The following is a 16,694-nucleotide window of genomic DNA, read 5'->3' as shown; positions in this document are numbered from 1 at the left end:
CCGGAGAGCAGCCCGGCAGGTGCCGGGCCCAACAAATGCACAGTCCCTGTGCTTTCACACGAAACGGGGCCCAGGCGGGCGGGCCCCAACTGCCGCTTGCAGATCAGAAGAACCCGAGAGGGTTGGTGTCGTAGCTGGTCAACATACACTTGGTCTGCTGATAGTGTTCCAGCGCCATCTTGTGGGTCTCGCGGCCAACACCGGACTTCTTGTAACCACCGAAGGCCGCGTGGGCAGGGTATGCGTGGTAGCAGTTCATCCAGACCCGACCGGCCTGGATATTGCGGCCCATGCGGTACGCAAGATTGGTGTCGCGGGTCCACACGCCGGCACCCAGACCAAACTCGGTGTCGTTGGCGATGGCCAGGGCTTCTTCCTCGGTTTTGAAGGTGGTGACACCCACCACCGGGCCAAAGATTTCTTCCTGGAACACCCGCATCTTGTTGTCGCCCTTGAACAGGGTCGGCTGGATGTAGAAACCGTTGTTGAACTCGCCTTCCAGGTGCTCGCGGTCACCACCGGTCAGCACAACCGCGCCTTCCTGACGACCAATTTCCATGTACGACATGATTTTGTCGAACTGTTCCTTGGACGCCTGAGCACCAACCTGAACGTCGGTATCCAACGGGTTGCCACGCTTGATGGCCTTGGTGCGCTCAACCACTTTCTGCATGAACTCTTCGAACATATCTTCCTGAACCAGCGCCCGTGACGGGCAGGTGCAGACTTCGCCCTGGTTGAAGAACGCCAGCACCAGGCCTTCCACGCACTTGTCGATGAACTCCGGCTCTGCCTTCATCACATCAGAGAAATAGATGTTCGGGGACTTGCCACCCAGCTCAACCGTGGACGGAATAATGTTTTCGGCTGCACACTTGAGGATGTGCGAGCCAACCGGGGTGGAGCCAGTGAAGGCGATCTTGGCAATACGCTTGCTGGTGGCCAGGGCCTGGCCGGCTTCGATGCCGTAGCCGTTGACAATGTTGAGCACGCCCGGCGGCAGCAAGTCGCCAATGATTTCCATCAGCACCAGGATGCTGGCCGGGGTCTGCTCGGCGGGTTTCAGCACGGTGCAGTTACCGGCGGCCAGGCATGGGCCCAGCTTCCAGGCCGCCATCAGCAGCGGGAAGTTCCAGGGGATAATCTGGCCAACCACGCCCAGCGGTTCATGGAAATGATAAGCTACGGTGTTGTGGTCGATCTCACCCATGTGACCTTCCTGGGCACGCAGGCAGCCTGCGAAGTAACGGAAGTGGTCGGCCGCCAGCGGGATGTCGGCATTCAGGGTTTCACGAACGGCCTTGCCGTTGTCCCAGGTCTCCGCCACCGCCAGCTTTTCGAGATTGGCCTCGATACGATCAGCAATTTTAAGCAGGATGTTGGAACGCTCTGTAGGTGATGTTTTGCCCCAGGCCGGCGCGGCCTTGTGGGCGGCGTCGAGCGCCAGCTCGATGTCTTCAGCGCTGGAACGCGGAATTTCACAGAAAACTTCGCCGGTTACCGGCGTGATGTTCTCGAAATACTGGCCTTTTACCGGCGCTACCCATTCACCGCCAATGTAGTTCTCGTAGCGGGATTTGAATGAAACAACGGAGCCTTCCTTACCTGGTTGTGCGTAGATCATGACGTTGACCTCTTTGTTGTGTTTGTCGCTTGGCAACGCGGCCTTTCGCGTTTACGTATTCAATGTAGTCGCCACACGCTGATTCGTGAATGATTCGTTGGAGGGGAACCACTGGTACCTTGGTAGTAGATGCCGGGGTGCCGGCAATCGCAAAGATAAAAAAGGGCCACCCGCAGGCAGCCCGAAGAGACACTCAACTCAGCTTATTTAGCGGCAACACGATCCTTGGGCAGCTTGAACGTCCAGACCATACCACCTTGGTTGAAATCCTTGACCACCTTGGCCACTTCCCCGCCCCAAAGGGGTACAGCACCACCCCAGCCAGAGAGGACAGACACGTACTGTTCGCCATCCATGGTCCAGGTGACCGGTGTACCAACCACGCCTGAACCGGTATTGAACTTGTAGAGTTCTTCGCCGGTCTTCGCATCAAAGGCTTTCAGGTAGCCTTCCGGGGTTCCTGTGAACACCAGGTCTCCCGCAGTGGTCATTACGCCACCCCAAAGAGGGGCCGGGTTCTCGTAGCGCCAGACTTCCTCACCAGTTTTCGGATCCATGGCCCGGAGCACGCCGATATAGTCTTCATTCGCGGGCTTGATGGTGAAGCCAGCACCCAGGAAAGCCGCGCCCTTCTTATAGGAAACTGGCTCGTTCCAGATGTCCATCGACCACTCGTTCGACGGTACGTAGAAGAGCTCGGTTTCCGGGCTGTAGGCCATGGGCATCCAGTTCTTGCCTCCCAGGAAGGCCGGTTGGGCCACAACCGTTTCACCCTTGCCTGCCTCAGAGTTCGAGGGGTCACCAGGGCGACCGTTTTCGGCAAAGATCGGCCGGCCAGTTTCCGGATCCAGGCCTTCGGCCCAGGTGATCTTGTCGACAAACGGGAAGCCGCGAATGAAATCACCGTTCTCGCGGTTAAGCACGTAGAAGAAGCCGTTACGGTCAGCAGTAGCCGCCGCTTTGATGGTCTTGCCGTTTTCCTTAAGATCAAACGAGATCAACTCGTTTACGCCATCGTAATCCCAGCCGTCATGGGGCGTGGTCTGGAAGTGCCACTTGATGCTGCCATCATCAGGATCAATGGCCAGGCGTGAAGACGAGAACAGATTGTCGCCCGGGCGCAGATGAGAGTTCCAGGGAGCCGGGTTGCCTGTGCCAAAGAACAGAGAGTCGGTCTCTTCATCGTAGGTGCCGCCCAGCCAGGTTGCAGCACCACCATTTTTCCACATATCGCCCGGCCAGGTCTGTCCGGCTTTACCACCAGAAATACCGCTCTCGATTTTCTTGCCGTCTTTGTAGACGTACCCCATGTGGCCTTCAACGGTCGGACGGGTCCACATCAGGTCACCAGTGTTAGCGTCGTAGGCCTCTACCTTACCCACAATACCGAATTCACCGCCGGATACGCCGGTGATCACTTTGCCCTTAACAATCAGTGGTGCAGCTGTGATGGCATAACCTGCCTGGTAATCAGCTACTTTCTTGATCCACATGGGCTTGCCGGTGTCTTTATTCAGCGCCACCAGCTTTGCGTCCAGGGTGCCGAAGATCACCTTGTCGTTATACAGCGCCACACCCCGGTTAACCACGTCGCAGCAAGGCATGATGCCATCCGGCAGCCGGGCATCGTACTGCCAGATTTCCTCACCGGCCTTCACATCAATGGCATAGACACGGGAATAGGAAGCCGTTACATACATCACGCCGTCCTTGATCATGGGCTGGGATTCCTGCCCCCTCATTTTCTCACCACCAAAGGCAAAGCCCCACACCGGCTGCAGGTGTTTTACATTGTCGGTATTCAGGTCCGTCAGCGGGCTGAAGCGCTGGCCCTGGAGGCCCATGCCATAGCTAACGATGTCGTCGGTGGTTTCGGCGTCTTTCAGAATATCTTCATCGGTTACCGCATGGGCCCCGCAGGATACGGCCAGTGCCAGTGCACTGGCGGCAATGCGAATCCCGAATTTGTTCGATCTCATGGTTGCGCTCTCCAAGTCTCTTGTTGTCAGTTTCGAGCCGAACCGGGAAGTTTTCCCGACCCTGCGTTGATTTTTCGCAAACCTCGCAAACTCAACAATTGCCCCCACGGACAGGTTTTCTCATCACTTGGTAGTAAGACCCGCCCTATTTCTGGCCTTCTGCCTGCGCAATGGCTTCCTCACTCAGGAAATCCCGGTAATAGCCCGGCACGCTGTAAGCAAGCTCCATTCCGGTGAAAGCCTCACTAAGGGTTCCCTCGGTAACCAGTCGATTAACAGTTCCCTCAATGGCATAACCCAGCTGACGGTGGGTATGCTTGACCGCCATTCCCACATCCCAGACCTGCTTCATCAACCCCGGGAAACCATTCTGGGCCTGCATAAAGGCCTCATTCTCAGGCTTTGCCAGCTCATGGTGGATTTCTGCTCGCATCCCCATAACGGCACTGACCTCGCCATTGCGCATGGCTTCAAACGCTGCCCTGACGTTGGGGTAGTGGCGCACCTGGTTGCGCATTCGCCCCTGCAACGCGGAACTCAGATAGAAATCCGGCAAGGTATCAATCTCAACACCGATGGGGTGGTACTGGAACACCGCCACGGTATCGACGGTATCGAGCTTTTCCGGGTTATAGGCAATTTGCCAGGTTTCCTGCTGGTAGGGGCCGAACAGCACCACCTGCTCATTGATGTATTCACCGGTGGAATCCTGCATGTAGGCGTACTGCTTGTCGTAAGGCACCCGCATCATCACGTCCGCCAGCCGCTGCTTGTCCAGGTAGTGGCCTTTCCACACGTTGTTGCGCAGGTCATCTCCCAGCTCTTCGTCCGGGATGATCCAGTGCACTCGGAACTCCACACCCATTTCCTGTGCAATCAGCTTCCCTAGTTCCACATCAATACCCCGGGGCTGCCCATCCACCTCATAGGAGTAGGGAGGAAAGTCCCGATATACCCCCACTTTCAGGTAACCGGAATCCAGAACGATATCGTAAGTGCGATCCGCCGGCCGGTTCAGCAGCTCGTCACCATCGTTAACCCCCTGGGCCACCACGGGCAGCGACAAGAGCACAGAGATCAGAAAGGATAGAATTGTTTTCATTATTGGTTCCCCCAACGACAGCGAGCCGGCACAGGGCCGGCTATGTTCAGAGCATCTGGACAATCATGGCGTTATTCAGGCTTGGGCAGAGACTCAACATAGGTCCGGATGGCCCACATTGCGTTCTGATCCAGGCTTTTCTTCCAGGACGGCATACCCCGGTCGGTACCGTTACGCACCCGGGTAATAAAGTACTCGTCATCCCACTCCGTCAGCTCCCGCAGGTCCGGCGTCAGCCCGCCCGACATGGCACGAATACCATGGCAACTGGCACAGTTGCCGGCATAGGCGCTCTCGCCCACTTTCACGGCTTCACTGTGGTACTCACTCAACTCATTTCCTTCACGGAATGGATTCTCCATACGCACTTCGTCGCCAAGAGAAGGCAGGTTACCGGTGTTTACCGGCTGTGGTGTCACGTTGCCATGAGCCATGGCCAAACCGGCAGCACCTGCCAGCACGATGGCAATAAGCGGTCTGATTGAAATAGGCATTGTCATTGTTGCTACCTCTTTGTGGTTGCCCCAGTGTTGGCTATTGGATTTGTCGGTTGCCAACTCACTGCCAGACAGTCTAAGAACCTGTACCGCTGTTCCGAATGCCACTTTGGGGTTTCCGGCTTAGTTCCTTGGTAGTACACGATCCGGGCGAAGGCGAAAGCACAAGGCAGCATCCTGAAAACGAAAATCCAGCCATTTTTCAGCAAGAAACCCATCATCCGGGAAATTTTCCCGATAATTTCTGACATTTTCCCGAACATCACCTGTCATTTTCCGTCGCCGGACTACCGGGCATTTGCCAATACTCGGAACGTCAGCGTTCTTAACGCGCTGTTCACAACAACAATCAAGGGGAAGGAATATGAATCGTCGACAACATCCACTGATCAAGGGCATCAGCCTGGCCCTGGCGATGGGGACTGCGGGCGCCTTGAGCATGACCACTCAGGCAAAAGAAGTGAGCTGGGAAGACATCGTAAACGACGCCGAAACCACCCAGGATGTTCTGGGCTATGGTATCGGCCCCAAGGCCCAGCGCTACAGCCCGATGACAACCATCAACAAGGACAATATCGAGAGGCTGGTTCCCGCCTGGTCATTCTCGTTCGGGGATGAAAAACAACGGGGCCAGGAGTCTCAGGCGCTGGTACACGACGGCGTGATCTACGTTACCGGCTCCTACTCCCGACTGTATGCGCTCGATGCAAAAACCGGGGAACGGCTATGGGAATACAACCATCGTCTGCCGGAAGGCATTCGGCCCTGCTGTGATGTGGTGAACCGCGGCGCTGCCATTTTTGGCGACAAGGTTTTCTTCGGCACTCTGGATGCGGGCATTGTGGCCCTGAATAAAGACACCGGGAAAATCGCCTGGCGCAAGAAGTTCGCTGACCACGAAGAAGGCTACACCATGACCGGCGCCCCGACGCTGGTGAAAGACCAGAAAACCGGAAAGGTTCTGCTGATCCACGGCTCTTCCGGAGACGAGTTCGGTGTGGTGGGCAAACTCTTCGCCCGGGATCCGGACACCGGTGAGGAAGTCTGGATGCGTCCCTTCGTTGAAGGCCATTACGGGCGCCTCAACGGCGAGAAAAGCACCCCCACCGGCGACCCCAGGGCTCCCAGCTGGCCGGATGACCCCAACAGCCCGACCGGCAAGGTAGAAGCCTGGAGCCACGGCGGCGGAGCGCCCTGGCAAAGCGCCAGTTTTGACCCGGAAACCAATACCATCATCATCGGTGCCGGCAACCCGGCCCCCTGGAATACCTGGGCCAGAACAGCGCCCGGTGGAGATCCGGCCGATTACGACAACCTATACACATCAGGACAGGTTGGCGTAGACCCAACCACCGGCGAGGTGAAATGGTTCTACCAGCATACCCCCAACGATGCCTGGGACTTCTCCGGTAACAACGAGTTGGTACTGTTTGAGTACACCGAAGGCGGAGAGCAGGTCAAAGCCACTGCCCACGCCGACCGCAACGGCTTTTTCTATGTGGTGGACCGCACCAACGGCGAATTTCGGAAAGGCTTTCCGTTTGTGGACAACATCACCTGGGCAAAGGGTATCGACAAGAACGGTCGCCCTATTGAAGTCAAAGGCCAGCGGCCACCCCCTGTTCCGGAAGGTGAAACCCGGGGCGAAGCCATTGAAGTATCACCGCCCTTCCTGGGCGGCAAGAACTGGAACCCAATGGCTTACAGCCAGGATACTGGCCTGTTCTACATTCCCGCCAACCACTGGAAAGAAGACTACTGGACTGAAGAAGTCACCTACAAGAAAGGGGCTGCTTATCTGGGCCAGGGCTTCCGCATCAAACGCATGTACGATGACCACGTAGGCGTGTTGAGAGCGATGAACCCGCTCACTGGCGAGATCGAGTGGGAGCATAAAGAGAAGATGCCGTTATGGGCCGGTGTGCTCACGACCAAGGGTGGGCTTGTATTCACCGGGACTGGCGACGGTTTTCTCAAAGCCTTTGACGCCGAAACCGGGGAGGAGCTCTGGAAGTTCCAGACCGGCTCCGGAATCATTTCCCCACCCATCACCTGGGAAATGGATGGCGAGCAGTACATCGGTGTCACCTCCGGCTATGGCGGCGCTGTACCCCTTTGGGGCGGCGACATGGCTGAGCTGACCAAACCGATTTCCCAGGGCGGATCATTCTGGGTGTTCAAACTGCCGTCATGGGCACAGGCTTCACGCTGAGCGCTGACCTGCCAGGCCCGGCATTGCCGGGCCTTTTCATGCCAAAGAATGTCCATAAAAAAGAGAGCCAGACATGAAATCATGGATCACAGCAACCCTCCTGACCTCGGCTGTTTTTCCGGCCATGGCCAACGATGACATGGCCCACCTAGACACTGTTCCGGTGATCAACGGTTGCAAACTGGAGGCAGAAACCGCTTGCCCGGGCGCTGACTTGGGAGCCGCAGACCTGTCAAACCTGAACCTTCGCGGCGCAGATTTGCGGGGATCAAACCTGACTGGCGCCACCCTAAACCACACAAACCTTCGGGGTGCCAACCTCAATGGTGCAAAACTGGACAATGCCACAGGCTACCGGCTACAGCTCTACCGGGCATCCCTGCGCGGCGCCAAGGTTCGTAATGCCACCCTGCCAGGCCTTCAAGGCGAATACCTGTTTGCCCAGGGAGCGGACTTCACCGGAACGGATATTTCCGGCGCCAACTTCGCCTTTTCCCGCTTTTCAGGAGCAACACTGGCCGATACCCGGGCACCGTTCAGCAGCTTTGAAATTGCCTGGTTGCCCAAAGCAAACCTGCAAGGAGCAGACCTGACCGGAGCAGACCTCCAGGAAGCCAAGTTCGGGCACGCCAACCTTGCCAAGGCCCAGTTATCCGGGGCAAGGATTCACTTTGCCACCTTTGAAGGCACGTTTATGGAAGGCTGCACAGACTGCCCCTTTGACTGGTAAGCGCACCCGGAGGGGGCGGGGTCCGGCTCAGGCATTGCCAGCATCAAGCCCCTGCCCGAAACGCACCAGCCCGGCATCAACGGCCAGGTGCACCAGTTCGATGGACGATTCCACCTGCAACTTGCTTTTCAGTAACGCCAGATGGTTGGAAACGGTTTTGCTGCTAACGCACAGGCGTTCCGCAATTCTGGCCACGGCATCACCACGGGCAAACATCAGCAACACTTCCATTTCGCGCTGGGTCATATCCCGCAGACGACGGTCCACAGGGCGTTCCCGGTTCAAGGCAAGCCGGGTCGCAATCGGATGTTCAATGTAGGGCTGGCCGGCGCCTACCCTTCGAACGGCATCAGCCAGTTCTTCCGGAGCACAGTTCTTCGACACAAACCCCATCGCGCCCACATCAAGCGCCTGCCGGACCATGGGTAGTTCGTCGTGCATGGTAAAAAACAGAATGGCCGCAGTCCGCCAGCGCTGGCGGATACGCCGAGCCACTTCAAGACCGGAAATATCCGGCAGGCCCATGTCGAGCATCAGCACATCGGGTTGAATACTGCCATATCGGGCAACGGCATCCTGCCCGTTGTCCAGCTCGGTAATCGCGACTGCCGGCAACAGATTGCGCAGCAGGTTGGCGATACCCTGCCGGACAACCAGGTGATCATCCACAATCATCAGTTTCATTCGTTAACCTCCTGAACCGGCCGAAGGCGAACCCGCTCCCGCCGCCGGCATCGCCAGCAATACCCGGGTGCCCTCTCCCAGATGGCTGAACAGTTCCATCCGGCCACCCAGACAACGGGCCCGTTCGCGCATCGAACGCAACCCCAAACCGCGACAGCCCGACAGATCCCCGGTACCACGACCGTTATCGCAAACCACCACCTCCAGCGCACCGCTTGACTGGGCAACTGTCAGTGATGCCCGTGTAGCCTGGGCATGTCGGGAAATGTTGTTTAATGCTTCCTGCAAGAAACGGTAAAGGTGTGTTTGCTGCTCACCGGTCAGTTCCGGCAAGCACTCATCCAGCTCTAACTGGCAGCTAAGGCCACTGAGTTGTTGCCACTGCTCGGCCAGGTGGCTTATGGCCGAGTTCAGCCCCAGCTGCTCCATCACCAACGGATGCAAGTCCTGCAACAGGTGCCGGAAGTGCTTTTGCACAGTTTCGCAATGATGCGCAAGTTCACTGGCCTGTTTTTTCTGTTCACTGTTCAGCGCCGGGTCGTACAGCCATGCCCTCGCCTGGGCGCGAATACCGGTCAGATACTGACCCAGGTCGTCATGCAGAACCCGGGCTATGTGCTCACGCTCCCGATCCTGGACCCGTAAAAGTTCCGTCATCAGCTCGCGCACCGTTTTCTGCTCTTGCTCCAGGGCAGCCGCCATGGTATTGAAGCGCGCCACCAGGTCGTTCACCTCCTGCAGATTCTGTGCACCCAGCCTCGATGCCAGCTGGCCCCGCTCAACACTCGCCATAGCCTCGCCAAGCTCCGCCAGGGGCCGCAATCCCTGCCGGATAGCCCAACCAAGGGCCACAAAGCAAAGCGTCATGCCAAGCAAAAAGGCCGCGGAGATCAGCACAAAGCTCTCCCAGATTTCTTCGATTTCGTCTGCAGGATCCAGCTGCCAGCCGTTCACCGCCTGAGCGGGAATGCCATCTGCCATCAGGCGATAAAACCAATCCGGCATTTCCCGTGTGGTACCCGAAACCGACTCACCAACGGAAAACGGTCTGAGATGCCGCATTTCCGGTACCAGCTCCGGCGCCAGCTGCGTTGGTGCTGGAAGACTCGCGGCCAGCTCCATCACTGACCCAAGTTCCCGCTCAATATCTCCCCTCGCCTGAAGGGTGTAGAACACCCCGCCCACTGCATATACAAGCAGGAAAACGGCCAGCATCAGCAGGGAAAGTTTCCGGTAGGCAGTCACGTCGTTATCCATCTGGCGGTATTTAGAAGCCTTACCTACATGCTACGGCGGCCATTTTTTGCAGGAATAGTTCTTTAGTACCGGCACATTCCTACTTTCTGAATATTTCCGGGAGGATTTCCCTTCCATAAGCTGAAAGGACAATAAAAACCCGGAGAATGCCATGACCCTCTCCATCAGACAGACCCTGATGACAGCCGTTACCCGATGCACGCTGATCGGCGCCTTAGCAACAGCCACACCCGCGTTTGCCCTGGATATTCGTATCGGTTACCTGCAGTTCGTACCCGATCAGGGGCCGGTACTTTCCAATGTCATCCCGGAACCGGAAGATGCCGGCTTGAGAGGTACTGAGCTTGCCCTGGCAGACAACAACACCTCCGGCAAGTTTCTGGGGCAGAACTATCTTCTGGAAACCCGTGTGACGGATTCTGAAGAGACTGCCCTGGCCGCCTTTACCGAACTGCAGGACGCCGGTATCGACCTGATCATTACCCGGATTCCCGGCCAAACCCTCCGCAAGGTTGTCGAAAGTGCCGACGACAAAACACTGCTGTTTAATGCCGGTGCCCGGGACAATGCCCTGAGGACCGCCAGCTGCCACGCTAACCTGTTACACACCATACCCAGCCACGCCATGCTGACGGATGCCCTGGGGCAGTGGCTGAAGCAACGCCGCTGGCAGGAGTTGTTTCTGATAACCGGCCAGACACCAGAAGACAAAGCCTGGGCCGAGGCCTTCCGCCGCACCAGCAAGCGTTTTGGATTAGACATCGTTGAAGATAAGCCCTGGACCTTCGATGCGGATCTGCGCCGGACCGCTTCAAAGGAACTGCCCCTGTTTACCCAGGGCGACGACTACGATGCGGTAGTCGTCGCCGACACCCGGGGTGATTTTGGTGAATACGTGCCGTTCAACACCTGGCTGCCGCGCCCGGTACTGGGAACGCAGGGCATGACACCGGTTGCCTGGCACCGGGTGGTCGAAAGCTGGGGCGCTGCCCAGCTTCAGAACCGGTTCCGGGAGCTGTCAGGCCGAAACATGAACAGCGAAGACTACGCAGCCTGGGCTGCAGTGCGAGCCATCGGCACCGCTGTGACGGCCATCAGTAAAGCCGATGCGCCTGCCATCAGGGACTTCCTGTTCAGCGACAAATTTGACCTTGCTGGCTTCAAGGGCCGGAAGCTCACCTTCCGGGACTGGAATGGCCAACTCCGTCAGCCGATTCCGCTGGTGCATCCCAGAGGCCTGGTTGCCCAGGCACCGTTTGAAGGCTTCCTGCATCCCGAAAGCGAGATGGACACTCTCGGTTACGACAAGCCTGAAAGTAAATGCCGGATCAACAACTGACCGCCGAGGCGGCAGTACTCAAAACAAGAAGGAGTTACCCATGAGAACCCTGTTCAAGCAAACGGCACTGGCTGCCATGATTGGCCTTTCCACGCCCGCACTGGCCAGCCTGGCCTATGTCTCCAATGAGAAGGACAACACGCTTTCCATCATTGATACCGAAACCCAGGAAGTGGTCGAAACCATCGATGTTGGCCAGCGCCCCCGGGGCATTCTGCTGTCCAAGGACTACACCAAGCTCTACATCTGCGCCAGCGATGACGATACCGTACAGGTTTTTGACCTGGCCACCCGCAAGATTGTTGACACTTTGCCCTCAGGGGAGGATCCGGAGCAGTTTTCCCTGCACCCTAACAACAAACATCTGTACATCGCCAACGAAGATGATGCGATCGTGACCGTGGTAGATGTTGAGACCAAGGAGGTCCTGGCCCAGATTGATGTGGGTATCGAACCCGAAGGCATGGCGGTGAGCCCGGATGGTAAGTGGGCAGTAAACACCTCCGAAACCACCAGCATGCTGCACTGGATCAACACCGAAACCTTCGAGATCGAGAAAAACATCGTTGTTGGCCAGCGCCCGCGCCATGTCGAGTTCAGCAAGGACAGTAAAATCGCCTGGGCCTCTGCTGAAATCGGCGGTACCGTCCACATCATTGATGTAGACAACCTGGAGCAGGTCCACGAGATGTCATTCAAGGTACCCGGCGTTAGCCCGGATCGGGTCCAGCCGGTGGGTATCGAGCTGACCTCTGATGGCAAATATGCCTTCGTGGCCCTGGGCCCCTCAAACCATGTGGCGGTCGTAGACGCCCAGTCCTACGAAGTCCTGGACTATCTTCTGGTAGGTAGCCGCGTTTGGCAGTTGGACCTGGATAAAGACGAAAAGCACCTTTACACCACCAACGGGGTCTCCGGTGACGTGTCCGTGATTGATGTGGAAGACCTGAAGGTGATCAAGTCCATCAAGGTAGGCCGCTACCCCTGGGGTGTGGTCATCGACCCGACTTCATGACCATCGAAGCGAGCAACCTCAGCTTTCGTTACGGCGACAAGCCGGTGCTCCGGGAGGTCAGCTTTGCGCTGACCTCTGGCCGCTTCCACGCCTTGCTCGGACCCAACGGTGCCGGCAAATCAACCCTGTTCGGGCTGCTCACACGGCTACTAGCCCTGCAGCAGGGCGATATCTTCATGGCCGGGCAGTCTCTGAAAAAGCAGCCTGCCGATGCCATGCGCCAGATCGGCGTGGTGTTCCAGCAGAACGCCCTGGACCTGGATCTGACCGTCCGCCAGAACCTGCAGTACCACGCCGCGCTGCATGGCCTTTCCCGCAAGGAAGCCAGGGCTCGGGGTGACCGGGAGCTGGAACGCTTCAGCCTGCTGGACCGGGCCAACGATGCCGTCCGCCAGCTCAACGGCGGCCACCGACGGCGGGTGGAAATTGCCCGCGCCTTGCTGCATGAACCCTCGCTGTTGTTGCTCGACGAACCCACTGTGGGCCTTGACGTGGCCAGCCGAAAAGCGCTCAACGAACACGTAAGAACCCTATGCAAGGAAGACGACCTGACCGTGCTCTGGGCTACCCACCTGATTGAGGAAGTCCGTGCGGAAGACCGGGTCCTGATCCTGCACCAGGGCCAGTTGCTGGCTGACGGTAAAGGCCAGGCCATCTGCGAAACCGCCGGCACCCGGGACCTGGCCGAAACCTTCCATTCCCTGACCGGAGCCGGCTGATATGAAAGCAGCTCACTACTGGCATTGTTTCGTAGGCATCCAGACACGAGAATGGTTGCGGTTCTGGCAGCAGCGCACCCGCTTCGCCAGCGCCCTGGTCCGGCCACTGCTCTGGCTGGTGGTATTCGCTGCCGGGTTCCGGGCGGTACTGGGCATTTCCATCATCCCGCCCTATCAGACCTACATCACCTACGAGACCTACATTGCCCCCGGGCTGTGCGGCATGATCATCCTGTTCAACAGCATGCAGGGCGCCCTGTCCATGGTCTACGACCGGGAGTTGGGCAGTATGCGTGTGTTGCTGATGAGTCCCCTGCCCCGGCCCTTCCTGCTGGTGACCAAACTGCTGGCCATGGGTGTGGTGTCCATCGGCCAGGTGTATGTGTTCCTGCTGCTGGCACTGCTGATGGATGTAGAGCCACCGCTCTGGGGTTACCTGGCCGTATTGCCAGCGTTGATTCTTACCAGCCTGATGCTGGGAGCTTTGGGGCTGCTGATCGCCACATGGATCAAACAGTTGGAGAACTTTGCAGGGGTGATGAACTTCGTAATCTTCCCGATGTTCTTCATGTCCTCGGCGCTCTATCCGCTCTGGCGCATGAACGAAGCCAGTCCCTGGCTCTACTGGATCTGCCAGTTCAATCCGTTTACCCACGCCGTGGAAGCAATCCGCTTCTCACTGTATCTGGAATGGAATCCGATGGCTTACGGGATTACAGCAGGTGTGACTGTTTTCCTTGTGTCATTTGCGACAGCCGGCTTTCGCCCGCAACGCACGAAAATATTGGGCGGAAAGCCCGCATAATGGTCGGGGCGCTGATTCAGGAGCCGGGCAAAGCCAGATCACGAAGCCTCCCAAGAAGCCCATCGACCAACCCCGGTTCTGCCAATGCATCGTCCCACTGCAGTCGCGCAGGCTTGCCGTCGAGATACCAAAGACGGTTCGCCAATATCTCTGCATCCCCACCATCATGGGTAACACAGATCATCGCCATCTTCGGACACGAATCCAGAATCCCGGCAATCAGCGTCTTGAGCTCACCAGCCATTACAGGGTCCAGTGAGGCGAAGGGTTCATCCAACAACAGCAAGTCCGGCTTTACGGCCAGACAACGGGCCAAGGCCGCCCTTCTGGCCATTCCCAGGGACAGCTGGTCCGGCAGGTAATGGCCATAACCGGACAATCCCACCTGTTCCAATAAGCTTTCAGCCTCCTGATCACTGGCACCCACCAGTTTCAGATTCGCATCCAGACTGCGCCAAGGCAGCAGGCGATGCTCCTGAAACAGGTAACCCACCCGGAGTTTGTCACGCCCGATAACCGCCTCATCTGGCACCGATTTATCGAGACCGGCAATCGCGTTCAGCAGAGTAGTCTTGCCGATACCCGATGGGCCCAGAAGGCAGATGCGGTCGCCTCGCTCTATGGTTGCGAAGACCTCTCCGAGCACAGGCTGGCCGAAATCGCGGCCTGCGATTCTTAGCTCAAGCATGGGCCGCCTCCGGCTGTCGCCAGCGACTGGAGCGGCGCTCAAGGGGCTGGAGGATGGCCAGTTCAATCAGCTGGACGACGGCAATAAACGCCAGGCTGTAGGCAAGAATGGCGGCCACGTCGAAAACCTGAAACGCCATATGTAATTGGAAGCCAACGCCGCTGGAACGGCCGAGCAGCTCTACCACAAGGACAATTTTCCAGATCAGGGCCAGGCCGCCTCTTGTAGCCGCCATGAGATAGGGAAACAGCTGGGGTACCCAGACTTCCCGCAATCGTTGCCATCGGGTGAACTCGTAAACGGTGGCCATTTCCTCGAGCCTATAGTCCAGGCTACGGGCACCTTCCCGGACAGTAACCGCCACGTTGGGCACTTTGTTGATCACAACTGCCATCACCGCAGCCACTTCCACCAGGCCGAACCAGACATACATGAGGATGATGGTGACCAGGGCCGGCAGGTTCAGCAAAAGCACCAGCAAGGGATCGAACAGGGCATTGGTGGTTGGCGAACGGCCCATGACGATGCCGATGGCTGTACCGATGATCATGGCCAGAATAAAGGCGACCACCACACGCCCGAGGGTCGCGCCCAGATGATGCCAGAGCTCGCCGGTCGCCGATTCACGAATCAGGGTGTCGAGCACGTTCAGAGGCGTCGGCAAGAGGGGCGACTGAAGCAGCCAGGCAATGAGCCCCCAGAGCAGGACAAACGACGGCAGGACTACCCAGTAGCTCCACAGCGGCGGCCGGCCGGCTTGGCCTTTCACGGCTGGCTCCGGTAAAACAGAGAAGCCGGCATCAGGTTGTCCGGGCCGGCGCCGGTGAGGGTCATCAAACGTTGCAGGTCAGCGATTCGCTGGTCTGTTTGCGGCGCTGGCGTCCCGGCGACAAAGCCCTCTCGCAAGGCTGCGAAGACATTGTCGTCCGGATTACCCATGAGAGGACGCAAACGCTGCCAGAAGGACTTACTGTCCGCCAGCTCGGCTTTGGCCTGTTGCAGGGAAGCTGCAAACCGATCCATCAGCAGGCCATTGTCTCGCGCCCAGCGCTCTGGAAAGACATAACCAAGCACCGGCAGGTTGCGATCCAGGTCCAGCTCAGTGAGCAGGTCAGCCATACCAAACGCCGATCGCCAGCCGCCCTCGCCCCTCAGGCGGGCCGCAAAATGCCAGTAGGTAACGATGACATCCACCTGCCCGCGTTTTAGCGCCTGGCTCAACAAGGGCGGGGCTGCGAACTGAACTCCGTCAGATTCTTCCAGATTGATTCCCTGGCGCTGTGCGACTTTCTTGAGCAGTATCCAGCCCTTGCTGTCCGGCCCGCCCGCAACGCCGATGCGTTTGCCGGCCAGATCCGCCACCGAGCGAATCGGAGAGTTGTCAGCGACGACGATATCGCCAATCTGGGAGGAGAACGGCACGTACAGGTAGGGCGTGCCGGCCTCGAATCGTGACTGTGCCCACAGCAGATCGGCTACAGCGCCGTGCACCGAACCGCTGGTGACCGCCAGCCTGGAGGCAGGCAGGTTGGCAACCGGTTTCAACTCCAGCCGATAGCCATATTCCCGGTCCAGCTCCCGATGCAGGAGATGATCGAGCTCCCAGTGGGCGGTTCCAAACTGCAACACGCTGACAGACAGCATGGGCAGGTCAGATGCTTCTTCCCGGGCATGGACACCGCCAGCAAGACTCAAAAGAAAACATAGCAGTGCGGCCATTGCCTGTTTGATCCATGGATCAGCAAGAGAGAATGCGGAGACGGTCGTTATTGTTGGTTGTAGGCTCATTAATACACGATACGAAGCCCGCAGCCCGGCAAGAATAGTACTTTGGTGCCTGTTTTTTGGTGCGATGGTCGCATTCAACCCGAGACCAAGATGGCGTGTAATGAAACCATCACAATAATAAACAGAGGATCGGAACCGACTCCGGCGATTCTCTGCACAGGAGGCCGCCATGCTGAACGAGCTCGATGCCGCACTGTCTTCCGAAAACCGCTATCATGACTCGGAAGCCATCCCCGACAATGAAAACAAGCAGGT

Annotated in this window: 15 protein-coding genes; 6 read left to right on the top strand and 9 right to left on the bottom strand. The window is 57.9% G+C overall.

The features are described from left to right. Positions 1–103: 103 nt before the first annotated feature. From exaC to pedF, 4 genes are all read right to left on the bottom strand, one after another. Positions 104–1,624, bottom strand: coding sequence for an acetaldehyde dehydrogenase ExaC (gene exaC / locus B9Q17_RS12405; RefSeq protein ID WP_058341837.1), 1,521 nt, complete (start codon positions 1,622–1,624; stop codon positions 104–106). A gap of 203 nt (positions 1,625–1,827) precedes the next feature. Next, positions 1,828–3,603 (bottom strand): PQQ-dependent methanol/ethanol family dehydrogenase, encoded by a 1,776-nt coding sequence (locus tag B9Q17_RS12400; RefSeq protein WP_094625452.1) that lies wholly within the window; start codon positions 3,601–3,603, stop codon positions 1,828–1,830. Between the two features lie 145 nt (positions 3,604–3,748). Then, complete coding sequence (locus B9Q17_RS12395; RefSeq protein WP_094625451.1) at positions 3,749–4,705, bottom strand: substrate-binding periplasmic protein; 957 nt, start codon at positions 4,703–4,705, stop codon at positions 3,749–3,751. Between the two features lie 71 nt (positions 4,706–4,776). Further along, entirely contained in the window at positions 4,777–5,205 is a 429-nt protein-coding gene (gene pedF / locus B9Q17_RS12390; protein WP_094625450.1) for a cytochrome c-550 PedF, read from the bottom strand. 361 nt (positions 5,206–5,566) lie between these two features. On the opposite strand from pedF, the gene B9Q17_RS12380 reads away from it, so the two are divergent. Both B9Q17_RS12380 and B9Q17_RS12375 read left to right on the top strand, forming a co-directional pair. Then, complete coding sequence (locus B9Q17_RS12380; protein ID WP_094625448.1) at positions 5,567–7,414, top strand: methanol/ethanol family PQQ-dependent dehydrogenase; 1,848 nt, start codon at positions 5,567–5,569, stop codon at positions 7,412–7,414. Between the two features lie 73 nt (positions 7,415–7,487). After that, positions 7,488–8,144, top strand: a complete 657-nt coding sequence (locus tag B9Q17_RS12375) for a pentapeptide repeat-containing protein (RefSeq protein ID WP_094625447.1) — start codon at positions 7,488–7,490, stop codon at positions 8,142–8,144. A gap of 27 nt (positions 8,145–8,171) precedes the next feature. Here B9Q17_RS12375 and B9Q17_RS12370 read toward each other — a convergent pair whose 3' ends face one another. Together B9Q17_RS12370 and B9Q17_RS12365 are read right to left on the bottom strand one after the other, a co-directional pair. Beyond that, complete coding sequence (locus B9Q17_RS12370) at positions 8,172–8,828, bottom strand: response regulator (RefSeq protein ID WP_058341844.1); 657 nt, start codon at positions 8,826–8,828, stop codon at positions 8,172–8,174. A gap of 3 nt (positions 8,829–8,831) precedes the next feature. After that, entirely contained in the window at positions 8,832–10,073 is a 1,242-nt protein-coding gene (locus B9Q17_RS12365) for a sensor histidine kinase (protein WP_094625478.1), read from the bottom strand. A gap of 163 nt (positions 10,074–10,236) precedes the next feature. On the opposite strand from B9Q17_RS12365, the gene B9Q17_RS12360 reads away from it, so the two are divergent. Genes B9Q17_RS12360 through B9Q17_RS12345 form a run of 4 tightly spaced genes read left to right on the top strand, consistent with a single transcriptional unit; the run spans position 10,237 to position 13,963 of the window. Then, a complete protein-coding gene (locus tag B9Q17_RS12360; RefSeq protein WP_244177387.1) occupies positions 10,237–11,424 on the top strand; it encodes a lanthanide ABC transporter ABC transporter substrate-binding protein PedA1 in 1,188 nt (395 codons plus the stop codon). Positions 11,425–11,464: 40 nt separating this feature from the next. Beyond that, positions 11,465–12,439 (top strand): YVTN family beta-propeller repeat protein, encoded by a 975-nt coding sequence (locus B9Q17_RS12355; RefSeq protein ID WP_058341846.1) that lies wholly within the window; start codon positions 11,465–11,467, stop codon positions 12,437–12,439. Further along, a complete protein-coding gene (locus B9Q17_RS12350) occupies positions 12,436–13,158 on the top strand; it encodes a lanthanide ABC transporter ATP-binding protein PedB/LutE (RefSeq protein ID WP_058341847.1) in 723 nt (240 codons plus the stop codon). The genes B9Q17_RS12355 and B9Q17_RS12350 overlap by 4 nt, the downstream gene beginning before the upstream one ends. A gap of 1 nt (position 13,159) precedes the next feature. Beyond that, positions 13,160–13,963 (top strand): lanthanide ABC transporter permease protein PedC, encoded by an 804-nt coding sequence (locus tag B9Q17_RS12345; RefSeq protein WP_094625446.1) that lies wholly within the window; start codon positions 13,160–13,162, stop codon positions 13,961–13,963. Between the two features lie 16 nt (positions 13,964–13,979). Here the strand turns inward: B9Q17_RS12345 and B9Q17_RS12340 are convergent, their stop codons facing one another. Genes B9Q17_RS12340 through B9Q17_RS12330 form a run of 3 tightly spaced genes read right to left on the bottom strand, consistent with a single transcriptional unit; the run spans position 13,980 to position 16,370 of the window. Then, positions 13,980–14,651: an ATP-binding cassette domain-containing protein gene (locus B9Q17_RS12340; protein ID WP_094625445.1), complete on the bottom strand. Its 672-nt coding sequence runs from the start codon at positions 14,649–14,651 to the stop codon at positions 13,980–13,982. Beyond that, positions 14,644–15,420, bottom strand: a complete 777-nt coding sequence (locus B9Q17_RS12335) for an ABC transporter permease (protein ID WP_244177386.1) — start codon at positions 15,418–15,420, stop codon at positions 14,644–14,646. The genes B9Q17_RS12340 and B9Q17_RS12335 overlap by 8 nt, the downstream gene beginning before the upstream one ends. Then, on the bottom strand, positions 15,417–16,370 hold the full coding sequence (locus tag B9Q17_RS12330; RefSeq protein WP_094625444.1) for an ABC transporter substrate-binding protein: 954 nt from the start codon (positions 16,368–16,370) through the stop codon (positions 15,417–15,419). Before B9Q17_RS12330 ends, B9Q17_RS12335 begins: the two co-directional genes overlap by 4 nt. Positions 16,371–16,694: the final 324 nt, after the last annotated feature.

It is taken from the genome of Marinobacter vinifirmus, from assembly GCF_002258215.1.
In the GTDB taxonomy this organism is placed as follows: domain Bacteria; phylum Pseudomonadota; class Gammaproteobacteria; order Pseudomonadales; family Oleiphilaceae; genus Marinobacter; species Marinobacter vinifirmus.
The sequence above is the reverse complement of the archived record's forward strand: the minus strand, read 5'-3'. Positions and strand labels throughout refer to the sequence as shown.